This window comes from Thauera butanivorans (assembly GCF_048398245.1).
Classification (GTDB): domain Bacteria; phylum Pseudomonadota; class Gammaproteobacteria; order Burkholderiales; family Rhodocyclaceae; genus Thauera; species Thauera butanivorans.
Genome location: NZ_CP183038.1, coordinates 4500352 through 4525278 on the forward strand (window position 1 = coordinate 4500352; position 24927 = coordinate 4525278).

Genomic DNA, 24927 nt, shown 5'->3' on the forward strand with positions numbered 1-24927 from the left:
GGATCGCGGAATACTGCGCTGGATCGGCAGGGCGGACAAGCGTCCGGTTACCCGAAGCGGCCGGCCGCCCCTTGCCGGCCGCACATCAGCCGTAGGCGCCGACGAAGGGATTGCTCTCGCGCTCCTCGCCGAAAGTCGAGGTGGGGCCGTGGCCCGGGATGAAGGTGATGTCGTCGCCCAGCGGGAACAACTTGTCGCGGATCGAGCGGATCAGGGTCTGGTGGTCGCCGCGCGGGAAATCGGTGCGGCCGATGGAGCCGGCGAACAGCACGTCGCCGACGACGGCCAGGCGCGCGCCCGGGTGTACGAACACGACGTGGCCGGGCGTATGGCCGGGCGTGTGGATGACGTCGAAGCGCTCGTCGCCGACGCTGACGGTGTCGCCGTCGTGCAGCCAGCGGTCGGGCTCGAAAGTCTCGACGTCCGGAAAGCCGAACATCCTGCTCTGCTGCGCCATGCCTTCGATCCAGAAGCGATCTTCCTCCTGCGGGCCCTCGATCGGCACCCCGAGTTCGCGCGCCAGCTTCGCCGCGCCGCCGGCATGGTCGATGTGGCCATGGGTGATCAGGATCTTGTCGACCGTCACGCCAAGTTCCTGCACCGCGGCGAGGATGCGCTCGATGTCGCCGCCGGGGTCCACGACGGCCGCCTTCTTCGTGCGCTCGCACCACAGGATGCTGCAATTCTGCTGGAAGGGGGTGACCGGGACGATGCTGGCCTGAACCATGGATGACACTCCTGAAAGCCTGAAATCGGCGGCAGTTTAACCGATCGGCCCGAACGGGCCGGTGAACGGAAAAACCCGCTGGCCGGCACCGGGCACGGCGAGCGGGTTTGCTGGCGCATGGGGCGCGGCAGGCCCCGTGCGGCTCAGGCGATCAGATCACGCCCTGGGCCTGCATCGCCTCGGCCACCTTGACGAAGCCGGCGACATTGGCGCCGTCGGCATAGCTGACGCTGCCGTCCTCGCGCTTGCCGTACTTGAGGCAGGCGGCGTGGATGCCGAGCATGATCTCCTTCAGGCGGGCGTCGACTTCCTCGCGGGTCCACGAGATGCGCATCGCGTTCTGGCTCATTTCCAGGCCGGACGTCGCCACGCCGCCGGCGTTCGACGCCTTGCCCGGCGCGTACAGCACGCCGTTGCTCTCGAAGATCTTCACGGCTTCGGCGGTGCTCGGCATGTTGGCGCCTTCGGCGACCGCGACCACGCCGTTCCTGACCAGCGTGGCAGCGTCGTTGGCATCGAGCTCGTTCTGGGTGGCGCAGGGCAGCGCAACCTCGACCGGCACGTGCCACGGGCGCACCTTGGGTTCGAAGCGGGCGCCGACCCGCCCGGCATAGTCGGACACGCGGCCGTAGAGGTGATTCTTGACTTCCATCAGCACCGCGAGCTTCTCGGCAGTGAAGCCTTCCTCGTCGATCACGGTGCCGCTCGAATCCGAGCAGGTGATCGGCTTGGCGCCGAGTTCGAGCAGCTTCTCGATCGCGTACTGGGCGACGTTGCCCGAACCGGACACCGCCACGCGCATGCCCTTGATGTCGCGGCCGGCGTGTTCGAGCATCGCGTTGGCGAAATAGACGGTGCCGTAGCCGGTCGATTCGGGACGGATCAGCGAGCCGCCGAAGGTCAGGCCCTTGCCGGTGAACACGCAGGCGGCGTTGTTCGACAGCTTCTTCATCATGCCGGCCATGAAGCCGACTTCGCGGCCGCCGACGCCGATGTCGCCGGCCGGCACGTCGGTGTCGGGCCCGACGTGGCGATACAGCTCGCTCATGAATGCCTGGCAGAAACGCATGACCTCGCCCGGGCTACGGCCCTTCGGATCGAAGTCGGAGCCGCCCTTGCCACCGCCCATCGGCAGCGTGGTCAGCGCATTCTTGAAGGTCTGCTCGAAAGCGAGGAACTTCAGGATCGACAGGTTCACCGAGGGATGGAAGCGCAGGCCGCCCTTGTAGGGGCCGATCGCCGAGCTGTGCTGGATGCGGTAGCCACGATTGACCTGGACGTCGCCCTTGTCATCCACCCAGGACACACGGAACATGATGACGCGCTCGGGTTCGATCAGACGGTCGAGGAGAGAATGCTCGGCATAGCGTTTGTTGGCGGAAATGAAGGGCCAGAGGCTCTCCATGACTTCACTGACCGCCTGCAGATATTCAGGTTGGCCGGGGTTACGCTGCTCAACGTATGCCAGGAACTCCTCGAGAGACTGATATTTCATGATGACGCTTCGCCTGTTAGTGGATGGACACGCGCACGCGACTGCCTCGGTTTTACCCGAGGCAGTCGCGTGGATTCCCCAATATTGTGCATCAAGATTCGCCAAAATGGTGCATTTTTTACGCAAAAGCGAGAAATTCAGGCGAGAAACGCCGCAATCGCACAGCATCGGTGCGTGCGCACCAGATCAGGGCAGGCAAATCCTTGCACGGTGATGGGCATCCGCGGTTCGGGCTGGTCCCGCAGCAGAAAGCAGAAAGCCGGGCAAGCGCCCGGCCTTCTTGCAGCAAATTTCGACTTTGCCGCTTACTGCACGCGCGCCTCGACCCGGCGCGCTTCGGCAGCATCGCTGCCCCCCAGGGTCACCGCCGGACGGCGCATCAGCACGCGGGCTTCGGGGACGCCTGCCGCGACCAGCGCATCACGTACCGACAGCGCACGCTGCCTGGCCACTTCGGCATTGACCGCTGCACCGCCGGTCTCGTCATGGTAGCCCGACAGCAGCACGTTCGCTTCAGGTGCGGCTTCCAGCGCGGCAAGCACGGTGGCGATCTGCTCGGGTGCGGTCGCCGGCAGCGCGATCTGGCCCAGATCGAAATAGATCTTCACCAGCGGCTCGCCGACTTCGGCCACGTCGACGAAAACCCCCTCGGCCACCGCAAGCGGCGCAGCCGCCTGCACCGACCGCTGCTGGTACACACCGAGGCCGATGACGAAGGCGATGACCAGCGCGATGATGCCGAACACCACGCCCATGACGACGCCCAGGTCGCTGTCTTCCTGATCGAACATGTGCTGCACTCTCCTGGCAAGAAAATGAAAAGACGGAATCAACCGCGCGATTCTACCTGAACGCCATCGCACTCTCCGCAACGGACTGCATCGACGCTCGGGACGGACCGCGTGTGCCCGCCGGGCGGTTGCGGCATGGACCGGCGGCAAAGGAATCGTCTATGCTGAACGCCTCGCGTCACAGCCAACCAGGAGGAAGTCACATGGGATTGTTCGATTTCATCAAGGAAGCCGGCGAAAAGCTCTTCGGCAGCGGTGAGGCCAAGGCAGCCGAAGCAGCGCCGGATGCGGCTGCCGCCAATGCCAAGGCCGCATCCGCGATCCACAACTACATCAGCTCCCTGCAACTGGCGCCGACCGATCTGGCGATCGAGTTCGACGGCGCGGCTTCGGTCGTCACCGTGTCGGGTACCGCGCCCGATCAGGCGACGCGCGAGAAGATCCTGCTCGCCGCGGGCAACGTCGCCGGCGTGTCCAAGGTCGAAGACCGCATGAGCGTCACCCGCAGCGAGCCGGAAGCGCAGTTCCACACCGTGGTGCGCGGCGACACGCTGTCGGCGATCGCCAAGAAGTTCTACGGCAACGCCAACAAGTATCCGGTGATCTTCGAGGCCAACAAGCCGATGCTGTCGCACCCGGACAAGATCTATCCGGGCCAGGTGCTGCGCATTCCGCCGCAGGCCTGACATGGCGGCGGCCGCCCGAGGCCGCACGCAAGCGCACGGCCCGGACGGCAACGCCCGGGCCGTCTCCCGTTCACATCCCGACGCCGAAACCACTCATGGCCCGCATCCGCATCGAACTGCCCGACGCCTTTCCTTTCCGCACCCGGATCCCGCTACTGATCACCCACATCAACCATGGCCGGCATCTCGACAATGCCCAGTTGCTCGGCCTGGTGTCCGAAGCCAGGGTCCGCTTCCTGAAGTCGATGGGCTATACCGAGCTGGACGTCGAAGGGCTGGGCATCATCGTCGCCGACGTCGCCGCACGCTACCGCTCGGAAGCCTTCCACGGCGAGACCATGGTGGTCGAGATGGCCGCGCACGACTTCCACGATTTCGGCTGCGACCTCGCATGGCGCATGACGGACGAGGACAGCGGGCGCGAGATCGCACATGGCAAGACCGGCATCGTCTTCTTCGACTACGGCAAGCGCAGCAAGGCCCCCGTACCGGACGGCTTCCGCCGCCGCTTTCCGGCGTGAAGCACGCCGCGGCATCGTCCCACGCGGCCGCCCCGTCCATGACGACACGTTCCGTGACCGCCATCCGTCCGCACTTGCCCCGCCACGTCGCCGTCATCGGCGGCGGGCCGGCCGGGCTGATGGCAGCGGAAGCGCTTGCGGCCGCCGGAATGGCGGTCACGGTCTTCGACGCGATGCCCTCGGTCGGCCGCAAGTTCCTGCTCGCCGGGCGCGGCGGCCTCAACCTGACCCACGGCGAAGCGCTCGACACCTTCCTGTCGCGCTACGGCGCCAGGCGCGGCGTGCTCGAACCGATGATCCGTGCCTTCGGGCCGCAGGCCTTGCGCGACTGGGCGCACGGCCTGGGCGTGGAGACCTTCGTCGGCAGTTCGGGCCGCGTGTTTCCGCAGGAAATGAAAGCCGCGCCGCTGCTGCGCGCCTGGCTGGCACGGCTGCGCAGCGCCGGCGTGCACTTCGAAGTCCGGCACCGCTGGCTGGGCTGGGCCGACGAGCCCGCCGGCACTCGCCAGTTGCTGCGCTTTTCCATCCCGGACGGCGAGCGACGTGTCGAAGCCGACGCCGTGCTGCTCGCGCTGGGCGGCGGCAGTTGGGCTAAGTTCGGCTCGGACGGGGCCTGGGTCCCCTGCCTGCGCGCACTCGGCGTCGAAGTCGCGGAGCTGCAGCCGGCGAACTGCGGCTTCGACGTCGCGGCCGGCTGGAGCACGCATTTCCTCACCCGTTTCAAGGGCCAGCCGCTCAAGAACGTGGTCGGCCGCCTTGCCGCAACCGACGGCCAGTGCCATGAACGCGCCGGTGAGTGCCTGGTCTCGGCGACCGGCATCGAAGGCGGGCTGATCTACGCACTGTCCACTGCCTTGCGCGACACGATCTCGGCACGATGTCAGGCCACGCTGGAACTCGATCTGGCCCCCGGCCGCAGCCAGCAGCGCCTGGCCGCCGAGCTCGCCCGCCCCCGCGGCAGCCGCTCGATGGCCAGCCACCTGCAGGGCCAGGCCGGCATCAAGGGCATCAAGGCCGCGCTGTTGCGCGAATGCCTGCCGCAGGACGCATTCGACAGCCCTGCCCGGCTCGCGGCCGGCATCAAGTCGCTGCCCTTGACGCTGACCGCAGCGCGGCCGCTCGACGAGGCCATCAGCAGCGCCGGCGGCGTCCGCTTCGAGGCAGTGGACGACAGGCTGATGCTGCGCGCGCGGCCGGGCGTGTTCGTCGCCGGCGAGATGCTGGACTGGGAAGCGCCCACCGGCGGCTACCTGCTGACCGCCTGCTTCGCCACCGGCCTGGCAGCCGCACGAGGGCTGGCCGACTGGATCGTGCAGACGCCGGCCGATACCGCCTGACGTCATTTGCCTGGCGCCATTTGCCCGAGGTCTTTCACCGGCCACGGCACGGCCGGCGCCGGCGCTGCCGGGCATTAGGGCTTACAATCCCGCCCTCACCGAACCTTCATAAAATTCAAATACATGCTTCACACTCCCCGCCGCCCGGAACTGCTCGCCCCTGCCGGCACGCTCGACATGATGCGCACCGCCTTTGCCTATGGCGCCGACGCCGTCTATGCCGGCCAGCCGCGCTATTCGCTGCGCGTGCGCAACAACAGCTTCGGCCAGCTCGACACCCTGGCCGCAGGCATGGCCGAGGCACGCGCGGCAGGCAAGCTGTTCTACCTCGTCGCCAACATCTACCCGCACAACGCCAAGATCCGCAGCTTCGCGGAAGACATGGCGCCGGTGATGGAACTGAAGCCCGACGCGCTGATCATGGCCGATCCCGGGCTGATGATGATGGTGCGCGAACGCTGGCCCGAGACGGACATCCACCTGTCGGTGCAGGCCAACACCACCAACTACGCCTCAGTGCGCTTCTGGCAGTCGGCCGGCATCAAGCGCATCATCCTGTCGCGCGAGCTGTCGCTCGACGAAGTCGCCGAGATCCGCGACGCCTGTCCGGACATGGAGCTGGAAGTCTTCGTCCATGGCGCGCTGTGCATCGCCTATTCGGGCCGCTGCCTGCTGTCGGGCTACTTCAACCACCGCGACCCCAACCAGGGCAGCTGCACCAACTCCTGCCGCTGGGACTACAAGCTGCACGCCGCCGACGAGAACGCCGCCGGCGACGTGCAGGCCTGCGGCGACACGCCGATCGGCAACCCGAAGGACTCGGGCGCCGTCGGCACCGCCACCCGCAGCCGGCTCGACACCGCGCAAGGCCTGGCACTCGGCGGCGGGCCGCGCCACATCGGCGGCAGCAAGGTCTGGCTGCTGGAGGAAGGCACCCGCCCCGGCGAGTTGATGCCGATCGAGGAGGACGAGCACGGCACCTACATCCTGAACTCCAGGGACCTGCGCGCGATCGAGCACGTGCAGCGGCTGGTGGAGATCGGCGTCGATTCGCTGAAGATCGAAGGCCGCACCAAGAGCCCCTACTACGTCGCCCGCGCCAGCCAGGGCTATCGCCGCGCGATCGACGATGCGGTCGCCGGCCGCCCCTTCGACCTCCGCCTGCTCGGCGAACTCGAGGGCCTCGCCAGCCGGGGCTACACCGACGGCTTCTACCAGCGCCACCATACGCCCGAGCATCAGAACTACCTGCGCGGCCACTCCGAATCCGGCCGCAGCCTGCTGGTCGCTGAAATGGTCGGCTACGATGCGGCGCGCGGCCTGGCCGAAGTCGAAGTCAAGAACGGCTTCGGTGTAGGCGACCGGCTGGAGTTCGTGCAGCCGGGCGGCAACCATGAGTTGAAGCTCGATCGCATCCTGACGGCCGATGGCAGCACCGTGGAACGCATCCCCGGCAGCGGCCGGCGCGTGTGGCTGCCGCTGCCCGCCGGCGCCGATCCGGCCCGGCCCTGTTTCATCGCGCGTTTTCTCTGATCCGGCACTGCCGGCCCCATCGCTTGATCCTCGCCCATTCCCGTCGCTCCAGCCCCCACTGCCATGATCCTGAACATCGACCTCGTTTCCGACTTCGTCTGCCCCTGGTGCTTTCTCGGCAAGGTACGGCTCGACCGCGCAATCGAAGAAGTGAAAGCCAGCCGGCCCGACCTCGACATCCGCATCAACTGGCTGCCCTTCTTCCTGAATCCCGACACGCCGGAAGCCGGCGAGCCTTATCGCGAATTCCTCGAAGCGAAGTTCGGCGGCCCGCTCAAGGCCGACGCCGTGCTCGCCAAGGTGAGTGAGGCGGCCGCCGAGGATGGCCTGACTTACGCCTTCGAACACATCCGTACCCGTCCCGACACGCTGCAAGCGCACCGCCTGATGTACCGTGCCCAAGCCGTCGGCCAGACGCCAGCGCGCATCCAGGCGCTGGCCGGCGCGCTGTTCGCCGCCCATTTCCAGGAAGGCCGCGACATCGGCGACAAGGACACGCTGGCCGACATCGCCGCCGCCAACGGCGAGCGGCGTGATACGGTGCGCGAATGGCTCGACGGCCGCGAAGACATCGACAAGGTCAGGCGCATGGCCGAAGGCGTGCGCAGGCAGGGCGTCGAGGGCGTGCCCTTTTTCATCTTCAACCGCAAGCTGGCAGCGTCGGGGGCGCAATCGGCGGCGGTGCTGGGCGCGGCGATCCTGCAGTCGCTGGAAGCCGGCAGGCCGTCCTAAGCCATCCGGCGCGGAACGCCCGCTGGCACACGGCGTCTGACGCAGCAGGAACACGTCCATAGCCTTGCGCCGCATGAGCACACTTCTGCTTTCTCCTGCCGACCTCGACGAACTGGCCCGCGCCCGCGTGCTGCTCGACCAGCCCAGCCTCGCCGCCCGATTGAGCAACCTGGTCGGCAGTCCGCTGGAAAAGGGCATTGCGCGCCTGCCGGCAAGCTGGCGCGGCCGCGTCGGCGCGCTTGCGCACGATGCCTTGCTGAAAGCGCTGGAAACCGCCGCCAGGACGCTGAAACCCGAAGCGCGCGATGCCTCGCCCCGGCTGCACAAGCTGCTCGGCTCGATCAGCGGCGGGGCGGGCGGAGCTTTCGGCTTGGCGGGGCTGGCGGTGGAGATTCCGGTGTCGACGGTGCTGATCATGCGCGCCATCCTCGACATCGCCCGTGCCGAAGGCGAGGACATCGGCAGCGCCCAGGCACGGCTGGCGGCACTGGAAGTCTTTGCCTTGGGCGGCACCAGCCGCAGCGACGATGCGACGGAATCCGGCTACTACGCCGTGCGCGCGGCGCTGGCAACCACGGTGGGCGAAGCGGCGCGTCATCTGGCGGAAAAAGGCCTGACCAGCGAGGGCGCACCGGCACTGGTACGGCTGATCACGATGGTCGCCGCGCGCTACAAGGTACAGCTGACACAGAAAGCCGCCGGCATGCTGGTGCCCGGCATCGGCGCGGCGGCCGGCGCCGGCATCAACCTGATGTTCATGAACCACTTCCAGGACGTCAGCCGCGGTCATTTCACCGTGCGCCGGCTGGAACGGGCCTACGGCGCAGAAGCCGTGCGTGCGGCCTGGCAGGCGCTCGACCCTGGCACGGCCTGAGCAGAAGCCTTACCGTACATCGCCACGAAGGTTTGCCACGGCAAGGGCTTGCTGAAATGGAAGCCCTGGGCCAGATCGCAGCCATGCCGCTGCAGCACGTCGAGATGGGCGCGGGTTTCGACGCCCTCGGCCACCACCCTCAAGCCCAGGCTGTGGCCGAGAGAAATGATCGCCGACGCCAGCGCAGCGTCGCGCATATTGCGGTCGATGCCGCGAACGAAAAGGCGGTCGATCTTCAGTTCGTCGATCGGGAAATCCTTCAGGTAGGCCAGCGACGAATAGCCGGTGCCAAAATCATCCAGAGCCAGACTGACCCCGAGTTCGCGCAGCTTCTGCATCCGCAGCACCGACGCTTCGGTGTCGTCCATCAGCATGCTTTCGGTCAGTTCGAGCGTCAGCAGCGAGGGCTCCATTTCCGTCTCGTGCAGTACGCGCCCGACCATCTCGACGAAGCCTTCCTGGCGGAACTGTCGTGCCGAGATATTCACCATCATGCGCAACGGCGCCCGCTCGTCCTCACGCCACCTGCCGTGGCAGAGACAGGCGTGGCGCAGCACCCATTCGCCGATCGGCACGATCAGGCCCGTTTCCTCGGCCAGGGAGATGAAATCCGCCGGCGACACCAGGCCCAGTTCGGGGTGCTGCCAGCGCAGCAAGGCCTCGACCGCAACCGGTTCGCCAGTATCCGCCCGCACCAGCGGCTGAAAGTGCAGCAGCAGCTGGTCGCGCTGCAACGCGCCGTGCAGTGCCGTCTCGAGCGCCAGATGTTCCAGGCTGCGGGCGTTCATCGCCGGCTGGTAGAGCTGGAAACTGTTGCGCCCCTCTTCCTTTGCCCGGTACATGGCGATGTCGGCATTCTTGATCAGCGTCGCCGAATCGGCTGAATCGTCCGGATAGATGCTGATGCCGATGCTGGTCGTCACCACCAGCTCGCGGCCATCGATGGCAATCGGCCTGCGCAAGGCCGCAACGATGCGGCGCGCCGTCGCCGCGGCGGCATCGGGCTGGGCGAGATTGCCGAGGACGACGATGAATTCGTCCCCGCCCATGCGCGCGACCGTGTCGTCATCCCTGAGACAGAGACGGATGCGACTGGCAACTTCCACCAATACGCGATCACCGATTTCATGCCCCAGGCTGTCGTTGATGCGCTTGAAACGATCGAGGTCGACGAACATCACTGCGAGCCGGCTGCACATCCGCGCCGCATGCGACAGTTCGACCTGCAGACGGTCTTCAAGCAAGCGCCGGTTCGGCAAGCCGGTCAATGGATCGTAGTAGGCAAGGTCGCGGATGCGGGCCTCGGTTTCCTTCAGCAGGCTGATGTCGGTGAACACGGCCGCATAGTGGGTCACCTGCCCCTTTTCGTCCTTGATCGCCGTGATGTGGAGCAGCTCCGGGTAGATCTCGCCCGATTTGCGCCTGTTCCAGATTTCTCCCTGCCACTTGCCTTCTGTCTGCAGGCATACCCACATGCGGGCATAGAAAGCCGGGCTCTGCCTGCCGGAAGACAATAGCGTGGGGCAGCGGCCGATGACTTCTTCGGCAGCATAGCCGGTGAGTCGGCTGAATGCGGGGTTGACCGAGATGATCAGGCCCTGGGCATCGGTGACCATGATGCCTTCGAGCGAGCTTTCGATGACCTGTTCTGCCAGATACAGGTTGCGCCGGGAATGGCTCAGGGCGCGGTCCGATTCATGCAATGCCTGATGCAGTTCGTCGACATAGGCAAGTTCCATGCTGCCCAGGATGTCGCGGAAGCTGATCACATCGGCCAGTGAGCCATCGCTGTGCAGCACGCCGATGTGGCGGATGCAGCGCTCGGTCATCATTGCCCGGGCGCGGTACAGGCTGTAGTGCTCATCGACCGTCAGCAGCGGACGGCTTGCCAGTTCGCCGATCGCAAGACCCAGCTCCTTCCTTGCCACCAGCCGCATGACATCACGTTCGGTCACGATCCCGTAGCGCCCTTGCCCTTTGGCAGCGAGGCCGGCACCAAAATCCACCACCACCGCATCGAGTGCAGCTTCGTGCATCAGGCGGGTGGCCTCGGTCATGGAGGTATCCGCAGGCAGCACTCGCAGGCCGCCTTTGATCAGCGAGTCGACCTTGCGCAGCTTGAGATAGTGCTCGACCCCCTGGTTGAGCACTACATCGGACAAGGACACGATGCCGCAGCGCCGCCCGCTTTCTTCATCCACCACCAGATAGTGGCGCATCTGCTCTTCGCGGAAGCGCTGGGTCAGTTCGTGCAGGCTCATGGCCGCCGGTACGGTACGTACCGGGGCACTCATGACGTCGGAAATCGGCCGCAAGAAGGCCGCCGGATCGGTAAAGTTGATCGCCAGAGCGTCCCGCTCTGTCCAGATACCGAGGATTTGCCCTTCTTCCACGACGACAATCGAACTGACGCGGCGTTCACTCATCAGGCGTGCCGCTTCGCACAGCGGCAAGGCAGGGGCACATTCGAGCAGATCGCCATGTGCGATCGCGCCTGCCGTCAAAGCATCGGCAGGGAGCAAGCGAAGCTTTCTTTCGAGCATGTCGCCAAAAGAATAATCAGGAAAGGTCATCGGTAGTTCGTGGGATCGGGAGAAGGGGTGTTCGAATCGGTTTGCGTACAGTGCCGATTCTCATGCCGGCATCCGCGCCTGGCTCCAGGCTTTCAGGATAAACGCTCTCTGTACGAGCCGGTGTTTCCCGGCCTCCCACAACATGGACATCTTTTTCCGCTCCCCCATATCGCCTCCAGTATCATCGGGCCTTACGGTCTGGTCGGCAAACATCGCACGACCGCTCATCGGATACTCAAGCGGGGCATTTTCCATGCAAACGACCACTCTGATCATCAGCGGCATGCAGGACGAGCAATGCCTGCGCCTGGTCACCAACGCCATCCAGGATCTTCCAGGCATCGGTTATCTGGAAATCCTGTTCGAAACCGGCGAAGCAACGATCGAACATGGCGATTTCGTTTCGTCGGCAGACATCTACCAAGCAATCGAGGACGCAGGTTTCGGGGTCCGCTGAGCCGCCCGGCGACACCCGTGCAGAAGATGCTGATCCATGTGCGTGGCCCCGTTTGATCGCGGGTCCACGCACGAACGCCCGAGAGACTGTTGAGTTCTCGGGCGTTGTTGCGCATGGATTAGTCTGACGATGACCTACTTTCACGAGGGCGTGCCTCACTATCATCGGCGCGTTTGCGTTTCACGGTCCTGTTCGGGATGGGCAGGGGTGGTTCCACAAAGCTCTGGTCGTCAGACTGTGACTTGTTGCCTGCGCGTGCTGTCGGGCAGCGTGAGCGCGGGCCAAAGTGAGAAGAAGTGCGTGTGAGTTGTGTGATGTGCAACGAGTTCTAGTGTGCATTCAAGGTTATAGGATCAAGCCACACGGGCAATTAGTATCGGTTAGCTCAACGTGTTGCCACGCTTCCACACCCGACCTATCAACGTTGTGGTCTTCAACGACCCTTCAGGGGGCTCGGGGCCCCGGGGAAGTCTCATCTTGAGGCGAGTTTCCCGCTTAGATGCTTTCAGCGGTTATCTCTTCCGCACATAGCTACCCGGCGATGCGACTGGCGTCACAACCGGTACACCAGGGGTGCGTCCACTCCGGTCCTCTCGTACTAGGAGCAGGCCCTCTCAAACTTCCAGCGCCCACGGCAGATAGGGACCAAACTGTCTCACGACGTTTTAAACCCAGCTCACGTACCACTTTAAATGGCGAACAGCCATACCCTTGGGACCGACTACAGCCCCAGGATGTGATGAGCCGACATCGAGGTGCCAAACTCCGCCGTCGATGTGAACTCTTGGGCGGAATCAGCCTGTTATCCCCAGAGTACCTTTTATCCGTTGAGCGATGGCCCTTCCATACAGAACCACCGGATCACTATGACCTGCTTTCGCACCTGCTCGACGTGTGGGTCTCGCAGTCAAGCCACCTTTTGCCATTGCACTATCAGTACGATGTCCGACCGTACCTAGGTGACCTTCGTACTCCTCCGTTACCTTTTGGGAGGAGACCGCCCCAGTCAAACTGCCCACCATGCACGGTCCCCGACCTGGATTCACAGGCCTGGGTTAGAACCTCGACGACACCAGGGTGGTATTTCAAGGATGGCTCCACCGGAACTGGCGTCCCGGTTTCATAGCCTCCCACCTATCCTACACAAGTCCCGTCAAAGTCCAATGCAAAGCTACAGTAAAGGTTCATGGGGTCTTTCCGTCTAGCCGCGGGGAGATTGCATCTTCACAAACATTTCAACTTCGCTGAGTCTCAGGAGGAGACAGTGTGGCCATCGTTACGCCATTCGTGCAGGTCGGAACTTACCCGACAAGGAATTTCGCTACCTTAGGACCGTTATAGTTACGGCCGCCGTTTACCGGGGCTTCGATCAAGAGCTTGCACCCCATCACTTAACCTTCCGGCACCGGGCAGGCGTCACACCGTATACGTCCACTTTCGTGTTTGCACAGTGCTGTGTTTTTAATAAACAGTCGCAGCCACCGATTCTCTGCGGCCCCTTCGCCCTTCGGATGTGCTCCTACAAGCTAACGGGGCATACCTTCTCCCGAAGTTACGGTATCAATTTGCCGAGTTCCTTCTCCTGAGTTCTCTCAAGCGCCTGGGTATTCTCTACCAGCCCACCTGTGTCGGTTTGCGGTACGGTCGATTCTAGACTGAAGCTTAGAGGCTTTTCCTGGAAGCAGGGTATCAGTTGCTTCGGCTCCTAAGAGCCTCGTTATCACGCCTGAGCTCAGCCCGGCGGATTTGCCTACCGGGCACGCCTACACGCTTGAACCACCTATTCCAACAGATGGCCAACCTAACCTTCTCCGTCCCCCCATCGCATCTAGAACCGGTACGGGAATATTGACCCGTTTCCCATCGACTACGCATTTCTGCCTCGCCTTAGGGGCCGACTCACCCTGCGCCGATGAACGTTGCGCAGGAAACCTTGGGCTTACGGCGAGGGTGCTTTTCACACCCTTTATCGCTACTCATGTCAGCATTCGCACTTCCGATACCTCCAGCATCCCTTACGAGACACCTTCGCAGGCCTACGGAACGCTCCCCTACCACGTGTCAAAGACACATCCGCAGCTTCGGTTCATGGCTTGAGCCCCGTTACATCTTCCGCGCAGGACGACTCGACTAGTGAGCTATTACGCTTTCTTTAAAGGGTGGCTGCTTCTAAGCCAACCTCCTAGCTGTCTATGCCTTCCCACCTCGTTTGCCACTTAGCCATGCATTTGGGACCTTAGCTGGCGGTCTGGGTTGTTTCCCTCTTGACACCGGACGTTAGCACCCGATGTCTGTCTGCCGTATATCACTTTGCGGTATTCGGAGTTTGCTATCGCGGGGTAGATCGCAGTGACCCCCCCAACGATTACAGTGCTCTACCCCCGCAAGTGTCCGTACGACGCACTACCTAAATAGTTTTCGGGGAGAACCAGCTATTTCCGGATTTGTTTAGCCTTTCACCCCTATCCACAGCTCATCCCCTAACTTTTCAACGTTAGTGGGTTCGGACCTCCAGTGCGTGTTACCGCACCTTCATCCTGGCCATGGATAGATCATCCGGTTTCGGGTCTACGCCCAGCAACTACGACGCCCTTATCAGACTCGCTTTCGCTACGCCTCCCCTATTCGGTTAAGCTCGCTACTGAACGTAAGTCGCTGACCCATTATACAAAAGGTACGCAGTCACCCCTGCACGATGGACTCTCGACGAGTCCATCGTGCAGGGGCGCCTTTCGTCTCGCTACGCGAGCCGAAGTCACCTTCTACACTGATGAACTCATCAGGATCTATTTCATCTTTGAGTTCTTTTGAGTCGCGCTGCGCGCGCCTCGAAAGAACCGAAAGCCCATTGTGCAGGGGCTCCCACTGTTTGTATGCATGCGGTTTCAGGATCTATTTCACTCCCCTCCCGGGGTTCTTTTCGCCTTTCCCTCACGGTACTGGTTCACTATCGGTCGATCACGAGTATTTAGCCTTGGAGGATGGTCCCCCCATCTTCAGACAGGATTTCTCGTGTCCCGCCCTACTTGTCGCACGCTCAGACCCGCCACCGGCTTTTCGCATACGGGACTATCACCCTGTATCGTCGGACTTTCCAGACCGTTTTGCTGAGCTGATGGTTTAGTCGTGCAGGCTACTCCGCGTTCGCTCGCCACTACTTGCGGAATCTCGGTTGATTTCTGTTCCTGCGGCTACTTAGATGTTTCAGTTCGCCGCGTTCGCCTCCTCTGGCCTATGTATTGAGCCAGGGATGACCCTTGCGGGCCGGGTTTCCCCATTCGGACATCGTGGGATCAAAGCTCTATTGCCAGCTCCCCCACGCTTTTCGCAGGCTTACACGTCCTTCATCGCCTGTGATCGCCAAGGCATCCACCACATGCACTTAGTCGCTTGATCCTATAACCTTGGTGCCTCCAAAGAAGCACCCCGTCACAGGTCGAACTCGTTTGTGCGGTCCAGACTGTGCTGACAACGCAGCCTGAACCAATGCAATCACACAACTGCAGTACGCACCGGCTACAGTACGCACTGCACTTCTTCCACTTTGTTAAAGAGCAAACCTCAAACCGGCTTCTCGCCGATCAAGAAGTCAGAGATGAGACCTGAGCCCAAACCCCATCTCTGACTTCCCGAAACACGCATGACCTGGTGGAGCTGGTCGGGATCGAACCGACGACCTACGGCTTGCAAAGCCGCCGCTCTCCCAGCTGAGCTACAGCCCCCTTGTCTTCATCAACCAAGCCATCAAGCAACCCTGACATCCTGGTGGGTCTGGTTGGGTTCGAACCAACGACCCCCGCCTTATCAAGACGGTGCTCTAACCAGCTGAGCTACAGACCCTCTTCTCATGCACCTTCGAGGCTCTTCGCCTGAACAACCGATAAGTTGTGGATACTTGGCCGCTGCGGCCCTCTTCTCTTGAAAGGAGGTGATCCAGCCGCACCTTCCGATACGGCTACCTTGTTACGACTTCACCCCAGTCATGAATCTCACCGTGGTAAGCGCCCTCCCGAAGGTTAAGCTACCTACTTCTGGTGAAACCCACTCCCATGGTGTGACGGGCGGTGTGTACAAGACCCGGGAACGTATTCACCGCAGCATGCTGATCTGCGATTACTAGCGATTCCGACTTCACGTAGTCGAGTTGCAGACTACGATCCGGACTACGATCGGCTTTTTGGGATTGGCTCCACCTCGCGGCTTGGCAACCCTCTGTACCGACCATTGTATGACGTGTGAAGCCCTACCCATAAGGGCCATGAGGACTTGACGTCATCCCCACCTTCCTCCGGTTTGTCACCGGCAGTCTCACTAGAGTGCCCAACCAAATGATGGCAACTAGTGACAAGGGTTGCGCTCGTTGCGGGACTTAACCCAACATCTCACGACACGAGCTGACGACAGCCATGCAGCACCTGTGTCCAGGCTCCCGAAGGCACGCTCGCCTCTCAGCAAGCTTCCTGGCATGTCAAGGGTAGGTAAGGTTTTTCGCGTTGCATCGAATTAATCCACATCATCCACCGCTTGTGCGGGTCCCCGTCAATTCCTTTGAGTTTTAACCTTGCGGCCGTACTCCCCAGGCGGTCGACTTCACGCGTTAGCTGCGTCACTCAGTGCATTGCTGCTCCGAACGACTAGTCGACATCGTTTAGGGCGTGGACTACCAGGGTATCTAATCCTGTTTGCTCCCCACGCTTTCGTGCATGAGCGTCAGTACAGGCCCAGGGGGCTGCCTTCGCCATCGGTGTTCCTCCACATCTCTACGCATTTCACTGCTACACGTGGAATTCCACCCCCCTCTGCCGTACTCTAGCCTGCCAGTCACAAGCGCAGTTCCCAGGTTAAGCCCGGGGATTTCACGCCTGTCTTGGCAAACCGCCTGCGCACGCTTTACGCCCAGTAATTCCGATTAACGCTCGCACCCTACGTATTACCGCGGCTGCTGGCACGTAGTTAGCCGGTGCTTCTTAGTCCGGTACCGTCATCCACATCCTATGTTAGAGAATGCGATTTCTTCCCGGCCGAAAGAGCTTTACAACCCGAAGGCCTTCTTCACTCACGCGGCATGGCTGGATCAGGGTTGCCCCCATTGTCCAAAATTCCCCACTGCTGCCTCCCGTAGGAGTCTGGGCCGTGTCTCAGTCCCAGTGTGGCGGATCATCCTCTCAGACCCGCTACAGATCGTCGCCTAGGTGGGCCTTTACCCCACCTACTAGCTAATCTGACATCGGCCGCTCCAATCGCGCGAGGCCCGAAGGTCCCCCGCTTTCTCCCTCAGGACGTATGCGGTATTAGCACATCTTTCGATGTGTTATCCCCCACGACTGGGTACGTTCCGATGCATTACTCACCCGTTCGCCACTCGCCGCCAGGCCGAAGCCCGCGCTGCCGTTCGACTTGCATGTGTAAAGCATGCCGCCAGCGTTCAATCTGAGCCAGGATCAAACTCTTAAGTTCAATCCTACAAAGTACTCAAAATACTGACTTGCAGTATGAGCACCCAATCATTGTGAAACCGTGGCACAACGCCACTGGACCACAACCACCAAGCACCCACACTTATCGGTTGTTCAAGTTGTTAAAGATTCGTGCCGTCAGCACAGAAGCGAAATTATGATCAACAAACAAAACCTTGTCAACCTCCCGAACCGCTTCCCAAAAAACACAATCACGGAAAACGCCGGAAAAACCTCACCCCCAATACCGCCGCAAACCCCGCCGCACCCGCCAAACAACCACCGGCGCCGCGAGAAAGATCGGCATTATAGACAACAAAAATAAACCGTCAAGGCAAAACTTCAACAGAAATACTGATCAGCCCATGAAACAGAAAACACACCAATCCATGAACAAGCAATCCGCTCGCCCGCCCCCCAGGCACGCAGGCCCGTCACGCCGCCACTACGCCGCAGACACCACCGCCAGCCTGAACCACAGCGCGTAAAGCGACGGCACGAACAACAGCGTGATCGCTGTTCCCACCGCCACTCCGCCGATCAGCACATAGGCCAGCGGACCCCAGAAGGTGTCCAGCGTCAGCGGAATGAAGGCGAAGGCTGCCGCCAGCGCGGTGAGGATGACCGGCCGGGCCCGCTGCACCGCGGCCTCGACGACGCTGTCGAACGCTTCCATGCCTGCCTCCAGATTGTCGGCAACCTGCTGGGTGAGGATCAGGGTGTTGCGCATCAGGATGCCGGCCAGCCCGGTCAGGCCGAGCAGGGCGACGAAGCCGAAGGGCTGGTTGAACAGCAGCAGCGCCAGCACCGCGCCGATCAGGCCCAGCGGCGCAGTGGCGACAACGATGAAAGTGCCGGAAAAGGATCTCATCTGCAGCATGATGAAGACCAGCATGAAGGCCACCATCACCGGCTGCAGCTTCTGGATGGACGCATTGGCCTTGCCCGACTGCTCGACCGCACCGGAAATATCCAGCCGATAGCCCTGCGGCAGTTCGGCGCGCAGCGGCGCCAGTGATTTCCACAATGCCTCGGTGACATCGTTCGGCTGCGCGCCCTCGATTTCGGCCTGCACCGTCAGCTCGAACTCGCGGTTGTAGCGCTTGATCACCGGCTCCTCGAACCGGACTTCGATGCTGCCCAGCTGCCCGGCAGGCAGCTTGCGCCCATCGGGCGTGAGGATCTCGAGTGCCTGCAGGCTATTAGCATCGAGCCGCTGTCCGCCGCTGGCGCCGCGCGCAACGACATCCACCGTGCGCACGTCCTGGCGGACCTGGGTCACGCGCAGGCCATCGAGCTGGAACTGCAGTTGCTGCGAGACGTCCTGCGGCGTCAGGCCGAGCAGCCTCAACCTCGCTTGGTCCATGGCGAGGTGCAGCACCGGGACTCTTTCATCCCATTCCAGATGCGGATCGACCACGTGCGGGTTGGACGCCATGACTTCGCGTACTTGATGGGCGATGCGGCGCAACGCCTGCGCCTCCGGCCCGACCACGCGGAACGCCACCGGCCAGACCACCGGCGGACCGAACAGCAGGCGGGACACCCGCACGCGCGCCTCGGGGAACTCGCCTTCTTCGATACGCTGCTGCAGTTCGGCCATCACCCGGGTCCGCGCCTCGACGCCTTGCGTCACCGCGATGATCTTGGCAAAGGCCGGATCCTGCGGCTCGGGGTTGGCAGACAGAAAGAAGCGCGGTGCCCCGCCACCGATGTAGCTCGACAGCGTTCGCACTTCGGGCATCGGCGCCAGGATCGCTTCCAGCTTGCGCACCGTCGCATCGGTGTTGCCGATGCTGCTGCCTTGCGGCAGATAGACGCTCACCAGCACCTCGGGCCGATCCGAACTGGGAAAGAACTGCTTCTGCACGAGCGTGATCATGCCGACGACCGCCGCCGCAAGCAGCAGGACGGTCGTGAACACCACCGTCCTGCGCCAGTTGACGCACCAGGCGATGAGGCGGCGCAAGCGCCGGAACATCGGCGTCTGGTATACGTTCGCATCGCCATGCGGGTGCTCGTGCGCCACCTCGGGCAGCATCTTCACGCCCAGATAAGGCGCGAACACCACCGCCACCAGCCACGACACCAGCAAGGACACCGCCAGCACCCAGAAGATGTTGCCGGCGTATTCGCCCACCGACGAGCGCGCGAAGCCGATCGGCAGAAAGCCCGCCACCGTGACCAGGGTGCCGAACAACATCGGCGCCGCGGTCACGTTCCAGGCATGCGCAGCCGCATGCATGCGGCTCCAGCCCTGCTCCATCTTCACCAGCATCATTTCGACGGCGATGATCGCATCGTCCACGAGCAGGCCCAGGCCGATGATCAAGGCACCGAGCGAAACCCGATCCAGATTGATGCCCATCAGCTTCATGATCAGGAAGGTGATGCCCAGCGTCACCGGCACCGCGATCCCGACCACCAGCCCTGCGCGCCAGCCGATGGCCAGCATGCTGACGGCCACGACCACGACCACCGCCACCAGGAACTTGAGCTGGAACAGATTGACCGCGCTGGCGATGGCTTCCGACTGGTTGGTCAGCACCTCCAGCGACAGCCCCAAAGGCAGGCGCGCACGTTCGGCTTCGATGAATTCGGCGAGATGCCTGCCCAGCACCAGGCCGTTCTCACCCTTGTTCATGACCGTGCCGAGCAACAGCGCATCCTCGCCCCGCGAGCGCACCAGATAGCTCGGTGGGTCCTCGTAGCCGCGCTGCACGCTGGCGATGTCGCCGAGCCGGAACACCCGATCGCCCACCCGCAGCGGCACGGCGGCAAGCTGCGCCGGATCGGACAGATCCGCATCGAGCCGAAGATTCAGGCGCGGCCCCTCGGTCTCCATGCTGCCCGCCGGCAGTAGCCGGTTGTGGGCCGAGATGGCATCGAATACCGCTTGTGGCGACAGGCCCAGATTGGCCAGCATCGCATTGTCGAACTCGAGGAACACACGCTCGGCACGCTCGCCCAGCACCAGCGCCTTGTGCACCCCGGGCACGTGCTGCAGGCGGTCGCGGATCGCCTCGGCCTCCCGCGTCAGTTCGCGCATCGGCATGCCGGGCGCAGTCAGGGCGATCAGGCTGAAATAGGTGTCGGCGAAATCCTCGTTGACGATCGGCCCGATGGCGCCCGCGGGCAGCCGGGCCGCCTCATCCTGCATGCGCTTGCGCACTTCGTACTTGAGATCGGGCACCTGCGCGGCCGGCGTGTAGTCGTGGAACTCGACCTGCAGGTTGGCCATGCCCGGGCGCACCGTGGTGATGATGCGATAGATGTTCTCGACCTCCTGGATGCGCTTTTCCAGCCGGTCGACCACCTGCTCCTGCATCTCCTGCGGCGTGGCGCCGGGCCAGACCGCATTGACCACCAGCACCCGCATGGTGAACGCCGGGTCCTCGGCGCGCCCCAGCGACAGGAAGGCATAGACCCCCGCCAGCACAGCCAGGATGAGAAAGAACAGCGTGACCGAGCGCTCGCGCACGGCGAGCGCGGACAGGTTGGGGAAGCTCATCGCGCCAGCTCCCGCACCTTCATGCCTTCGGTCAACAGATGGGTGCCCAGCGCCACCACGGAATCGCCCGTCGCCAGCACACCACGCACCTGCGCCAGCTCGCCGTCGATGCGCTGCACATCGACCGGCACGGCTTCGACGATGCCGTCGCGCACGCGCCAGACGCGCGCGCCTTCGCCACGCTCGTTGAGCGCCGCGAGCGGCACGACGAAGCCGCCTTCGGTCTGCTGTTCGACATGGAAGCGCGCACGCAGCACGGCGCCCAGCACCAACTCATTTCGCGCGCCCAGCACCGTGTAACGCGCCCGCAGCGTGCGGCCCTGGGGTTCGACCGCGCCGGCCGTTTCACGCAGGACCAGCGGCAAGCTCATGTCCCCGTCCAGCAGGGCAAGGCCTTCAGCCGGCGGCGCCACGCCTGCCGGAAAATGCACTTCGAGCTCCCGTTCGCCTGCCTGCGCCAGCAGTGCCACGCGCTGGCCGACGCCGACGACCTGGCCGGGCTCGCCAGCCACATCGACCAGCACACCCGCCGCCGGCGCCTGCAAGCGGGCATAACCCAGGGCGTTGCGCGCCTGCACCAGGCGTGCTGCAGCCGCCTCCCGCCGTGTCTGCGCTTCGCGCCGGGCCAGTTCGAAACGCTCGGTGGCCTGCTCGCTGGTGAAGCTGCGCTCCCTCAGCTGCCTTGCACGCGCCAGATCGGCAACAGCCGTGGTCAGCGCCGTCTCGGCCGCCGCCAGATCGGCTTCCGCCGCGCGTACGCCTTGTTCGAGATCATGGGTATCGAGCTGAAACAGCAGCTGTCCGGCCGTAACCTGCTCGCCCGCATCGACCGCACGGCGGACGATGCGCCCGCCGACCTGGAAAGCCAGCGGCGACTCCACCCGTGCCCGCACCGTGCCGGACAGACCGAGATCGGCCGCGGCCGCCGCCCCCACTCGCGCCGTCCTGACGAAGGGCGGCGCCTTCTCTGCCTCTGGCAAGGGCGCCTGGTCACAGGCAGGCAGCACCAATACACCAAGGAAGAACAAAAACGTCGAGCAGCGCATGGCAGTTCCGTATCCGGGGCGAATCGTCCGATCACATCGACCCAGGGCCGCCCTTCCCCTGGGAAGGGAAACATTATCCTTCTCTGATACAGCTTTCCACCCCGCTCACGGCTCGGGCGGCAGATAAAGGCTTTCCTTCACCTCTTCCATCACCACGTAGCTGCGCGACTCGGCCGCCGACGGCAGCTTGAGCAGGATGTTGCCGAGCAGGCGGCGATAGTCGCTCATTTCGGCGATACGCGCCTTGATCAGGTAGTCGAAATCACCCGACACCAGATGGCATTCCATCACCTCCGGCACATAGGCCAGTTGCTTCTTCACGCGGTCGAAAGTGTCGTTCGACTTCGCCGACAGCTTCAGTTCGACGAACACCAGCAAGGGCCTGCCGAGGGCGCGCGGATCGATACGGGCGTGATAGCCGGTGATGACGCCTTCGCGCTCGAGACGGCGCACACGTTCGGTGCACGGTGTCGCCGACAGGCCGACGCGCTGGGCCAGCTCGGTCATCGACAGCCGCCCTTCCTTCTGCAATAGATCGATGATCTTCCGGTCCACACGATCGAGCTCGCGCATTTCGCTGCCCTCGCCGAAAAACAGCTGGATGAACGATTGATTCCACCATTCATCACTTGTTTATAAGTGAAAAACACTGCTTAAACTTGCCTAGACTGCATACATCCAACGGCAATCGGGCAGGAGCCAGCCATGCATGTGATCGTACTCGGAAGCGGCGTCATCGGCACCACCACGGCGTGGTATCTCGCCCAGCGCGGGGTACGCGTGACCGTGCTGGAACGCCAGCCCGGCGCCGCGCTCGAAACCAGCTTCGCCAACGCCGGCCAGGTATCGCCCGGCTACTCGACGCCCTGGGCGGCGCCCGGCATTCCGCTGAAGGCGCTCAAATGGCTGTTCCAGCGCCACGCCCCGCTCGCCATCCGTGCCGACGGCAGCCTGTTCCAGTTGCGCTGGATGCTGCAGATGCTGGCCAATTGCAGCGCGGACCGCTATGCGCTCAACAAGGAACGCATGATGAGGCTGTCCGAGTACGCTCGCGACTGCCTGCGCACACTGCGCAGCGAAACCGGCCTCCACTACGAGGAACGCAGCCTCGGCACCCTGCAGTTGTTCCGCAGCCAGGCTCAACTGGACGCAGCCCAGCGCGACATTGCCGTGCTGCAGGAATGCGGCGTGCCTTTCGAGCTGCTGAGCGCCGCGGAGCTCATCGGCGCAGAACCGGCGCTCGCCCGCAGCCGCAGTCCGCTCGCAGGCGGTTTGCGGCTGCCGAACGACGAAACCGGTGACTGCCATCTATTCACCGCCCGGCTTGCCGACATGGCGCAAAAGGCCGGCGTGGAATTCCGCTTCGGCGTCGATATCCGCGAAATCCTGACCGGTGGCGGCGGCGTGATCGGCGTGCGCATCGGCGCGCACGGCCAGGTTCTGGCGGCAGACCGCTACGTGCTCGCACTGGGCAGTTATTCGCGCCAGATGGCGGCCGGCCTGGGCCTGGATCTGCCGGTCTATCCGGTCAAGGGCTACTCCCTGACCCTACCCTTGGCCGACCCCGACGCAGCCCCACGATCGACCGTGCTCGATGAAACCTACAAGGTCGCGGTGACGCGCTTCGACGAGCGCATCCGCGTCGGCGGCATGGCCGAGCTCGGCGGTTTCGACCTGCGCCTGAATCCGCGCCGCCGCGAAACGCTCGAAAAAGTGGTGACCGACCTGTTCCCGCACGGTGGCGACATCGCCAGCGCGCAGTTCTGGACCGGCCTGCGGCCGATGACGCCGGACTCGACCCCGATCATCGGCGCCACGCCCTACCCCGAGCTGTTCATCAACACCGGCCACGGCACCCTGGGGTGGACGATGTCCTGCGGTGCCGGCGCGCTCCTCGCCGACTTGATCACCAGCCGGCAGCCTGCAATCCGCCATGACGACCTCGGCCTGCGCCGCTATGGCCGCGAAGCCGTACGACGCGCACAAGGCCTGAGCCTGTCGCCGGCCTGAGGCAGGCATCGCAGACCATCCGCATTGCGGCGCGCTGCAGTTGGGCGCACCATGTGCGCCCCGCCTCCACTGGATTGAAACGATGCGCCCCGCCCGCGCCCTGATCGATCTCGCCGCTCTGCGCCACAACTACCGTCTCGCCCGCACGCGCCATGGCGCATCGGCGCTCGCCGTGGTCAAGGCCAATGCCTACGGCCATGGCGCAGTGCGCTGTGCCCGCGCACTGGCAGGAGAAGCCGACGGCTTCGCGGTGGCCTTCCTCGACGAGGCGCTGGAGCTGCGCGCAGCCGGCATCACCGCCCCGATCCTGTTGCTGGAAGGCGTGTTCGATGCGCTCGAACTGGCGGATGCCGTTCGCCACGAACTATGGGTGGTGGTCCACCACGAAGCCCAGCTGCGCATGATCGAGACCACCCCGCTGGCGATGCCGCTGCATATCTGGCTGAAGGTCAACAGCGGCATGAACCGCGCCGGCTTCGTCGGCGCCGACGTCGCCGCTGCCTGGCAACGGCTGCAGGCGAGCGGCAAGGTGCGGGAGATCACGCTGATGACGCACTTCGCCCGCGCCGACGAGCCGCAGGTCGTCTCCACCGCCGAGCAGCTCGAATGCTTCGAAGCCGCCACCCAGGGCCTGGCCGGCACCCGCAGCCTGGCCAACTCCGCAGCCATCCTGGGCTGGCCCCGGGCACACCGCGACTGGGCTCGCCCGGGCATCCTGCTCTACGGCGCCGACCCGATGCCCGGCGAAGCCAACGGTCTGCAGCCGGTGATGACGCTGGAAAGCGCGGTGATGGCGGTACGCGAGATCGAAGCCGGCGACGCGCTCGGCTATGGCGGCCGTTTCGTCGCCGAAAGGCGCACGCGCGTGGGGCTGGTGGCGATGGGCTATGCCGACGGCTATCCGCGCAGCGTGCCCGACGGCACGCCGGTCGCCATCGACGGCCAGCCGGGCCGCCTGATCGGCCGCGCGTCGATGGACATGCTGACGGTGGATCTCACCGATCTGCCCGCGGCAGGCATCGGCAGCCGGGTGGAACTGTGGGGCCGGCAGGTGCCGGTCAACCGCGTCGCCACCGCGGCGGGCACCATCGCCTACGAACTGCTGTGCAACGTCAAGCGGGTGCGCTTCAGCTACCAGGACTGAGAGACGCGCCGGTGGGCAGGTGCCGCTGCCCACC

Annotated in this window: 16 protein-coding genes, 2 tRNA genes and 3 rRNA genes; 9 read left to right on the forward strand and 12 right to left on the reverse strand. The window is 63.8% G+C overall.

The genetic code is table 11. From position 1 onward, the window contains the following. Positions 1-85: 85 nt before the first annotated feature. The 3 genes from ACNQFN_RS21755 to ACNQFN_RS21765 form a co-directional block, all read right to left on the reverse strand. Positions 86-727, reverse strand: a complete 642-nt coding sequence (locus ACNQFN_RS21755) for an MBL fold metallo-hydrolase (protein ID WP_068635845.1) — start codon at positions 725-727, stop codon at positions 86-88. Between the two features lie 151 nt (positions 728-878). Continuing rightward, the gene (gene gdhA / locus ACNQFN_RS21760; RefSeq protein ID WP_068635846.1) at positions 879-2222 is read right to left on the reverse strand and encodes an NADP-specific glutamate dehydrogenase; all 1344 of its coding nucleotides are present in this window, start codon (positions 2220-2222) and stop codon (positions 879-881) included. A 305-nt stretch (positions 2223-2527) separates the two neighbouring features. Continuing rightward, positions 2528-3013, reverse strand: a complete 486-nt coding sequence (locus tag ACNQFN_RS21765) for an OmpA family protein (RefSeq protein ID WP_418647537.1) — start codon at positions 3011-3013, stop codon at positions 2528-2530. 203 nt (positions 3014-3216) lie between these two features. Here ACNQFN_RS21765 and lysM point away from each other — a divergent pair, with 203 nt between their 5' ends. The 6 genes from lysM (at position 3217) to ACNQFN_RS21795 (ending at position 8696) form a co-directional block, all read left to right on the forward strand. Continuing rightward, positions 3217-3699 (forward strand): peptidoglycan-binding protein LysM, encoded by a 483-nt coding sequence (gene lysM / locus ACNQFN_RS21770; protein WP_418647538.1) that lies wholly within the window; start codon positions 3217-3219, stop codon positions 3697-3699. A 95-nt stretch (positions 3700-3794) separates the two neighbouring features. Beyond that, positions 3795-4220: an acyl-CoA thioesterase gene (locus ACNQFN_RS21775; protein WP_418647539.1), complete on the forward strand. Its 426-nt coding sequence runs from the start codon at positions 3795-3797 to the stop codon at positions 4218-4220. Positions 4221-4258: 38 nt separating this feature from the next. Next, positions 4259-5557, forward strand: a complete 1299-nt coding sequence (locus ACNQFN_RS21780) for a TIGR03862 family flavoprotein (protein WP_418647540.1) — start codon at positions 4259-4261, stop codon at positions 5555-5557. A gap of 123 nt (positions 5558-5680) precedes the next feature. Then, positions 5681-7090, forward strand: a complete 1410-nt coding sequence (yegQ, locus tag ACNQFN_RS21785; protein ID WP_418647541.1) for a tRNA 5-hydroxyuridine modification protein YegQ — start codon at positions 5681-5683, stop codon at positions 7088-7090. A gap of 63 nt (positions 7091-7153) precedes the next feature. Further along, positions 7154-7822 (forward strand): DsbA family oxidoreductase, encoded by a 669-nt coding sequence (locus ACNQFN_RS21790; RefSeq protein ID WP_418647542.1) that lies wholly within the window; start codon positions 7154-7156, stop codon positions 7820-7822. A 73-nt stretch (positions 7823-7895) separates the two neighbouring features. After that, positions 7896-8696 carry an EcsC family protein gene (locus ACNQFN_RS21795; RefSeq protein ID WP_068635853.1) on the forward strand — a complete coding sequence of 267 codons (801 nt, stop codon included), beginning with the start codon at positions 7896-7898 and terminating at the stop codon, positions 8694-8696. Here ACNQFN_RS21795 and ACNQFN_RS21800 read toward each other — a convergent pair. Beyond that, positions 8639-11239, reverse strand: coding sequence for an EAL domain-containing protein (locus ACNQFN_RS21800; RefSeq protein ID WP_083953501.1), 2601 nt, complete (start codon positions 11237-11239; stop codon positions 8639-8641). The genes ACNQFN_RS21795 and ACNQFN_RS21800 overlap by 58 nt on opposite strands. A 283-nt stretch (positions 11240-11522) precedes the next feature. On the opposite strand from ACNQFN_RS21800, the gene ACNQFN_RS21805 reads away from it, so the two are divergent. Next, positions 11523-11726, forward strand: a complete 204-nt coding sequence (locus ACNQFN_RS21805; RefSeq protein ID WP_068635854.1) for a heavy-metal-associated domain-containing protein — start codon at positions 11523-11525, stop codon at positions 11724-11726. A 121-nt stretch (positions 11727-11847) separates the two neighbouring features. Here the strand turns inward: ACNQFN_RS21805 and rrf are convergent. The 8 genes from rrf to ACNQFN_RS21845 form a co-directional block, all read right to left on the reverse strand. Next, positions 11848-11961 (reverse strand): 5S ribosomal RNA (gene rrf / locus ACNQFN_RS21810). A 114-nt stretch (positions 11962-12075) separates the two neighbouring features. Continuing rightward, positions 12076-15122: ribosomal RNA gene (locus tag ACNQFN_RS21815) — 23S ribosomal RNA — on the reverse strand. A gap of 250 nt (positions 15123-15372) precedes the next feature. Beyond that, positions 15373-15448 (reverse strand) — tRNA-Ala (locus ACNQFN_RS21820). A 41-nt stretch (positions 15449-15489) separates the two neighbouring features. Next, positions 15490-15566 (reverse strand) — tRNA-Ile (locus tag ACNQFN_RS21825). Positions 15567-15647: 81 nt separating this feature from the next. Further along, positions 15648-17183: ribosomal RNA gene (locus ACNQFN_RS21830) — 16S ribosomal RNA — on the reverse strand. The 16S, 23S and 5S rRNA genes sit together here with 2 tRNA genes alongside, the layout of an rRNA operon. Positions 17184-17627: 444 nt before the next feature. After that, positions 17628-20693, reverse strand: a complete 3066-nt coding sequence (locus ACNQFN_RS21835) for an efflux RND transporter permease subunit (RefSeq protein WP_418647543.1) — start codon at positions 20691-20693, stop codon at positions 17628-17630. After that, positions 20690-21739, reverse strand: a complete 1050-nt coding sequence (locus tag ACNQFN_RS21840) for an efflux RND transporter periplasmic adaptor subunit (protein ID WP_418647544.1) — start codon at positions 21737-21739, stop codon at positions 20690-20692. The genes ACNQFN_RS21835 and ACNQFN_RS21840 overlap by 4 nt, the downstream gene beginning before the upstream one ends. A 105-nt stretch (positions 21740-21844) precedes the next feature. After that, positions 21845-22312: a winged helix-turn-helix transcriptional regulator gene (locus tag ACNQFN_RS21845; RefSeq protein ID WP_418647545.1), complete on the reverse strand. Its 468-nt coding sequence runs from the start codon at positions 22310-22312 to the stop codon at positions 21845-21847. A 132-nt stretch (positions 22313-22444) separates the two neighbouring features. Between ACNQFN_RS21845 and ACNQFN_RS21850 the strand changes: the two genes are divergently transcribed. Both ACNQFN_RS21850 and alr read left to right on the forward strand, forming a co-directional pair. Continuing rightward, positions 22445-23749 (forward strand): D-amino acid dehydrogenase, encoded by a 1305-nt coding sequence (locus ACNQFN_RS21850; RefSeq protein WP_418647546.1) that lies wholly within the window; start codon positions 22445-22447, stop codon positions 23747-23749. 82 nt (positions 23750-23831) lie between these two features. Beyond that, positions 23832-24893: an alanine racemase gene (gene alr, locus ACNQFN_RS21855; protein ID WP_418647547.1), complete on the forward strand. Its 1062-nt coding sequence runs from the start codon at positions 23832-23834 to the stop codon at positions 24891-24893. The last annotated feature ends 34 nt before the right edge of the window (positions 24894-24927 follow it).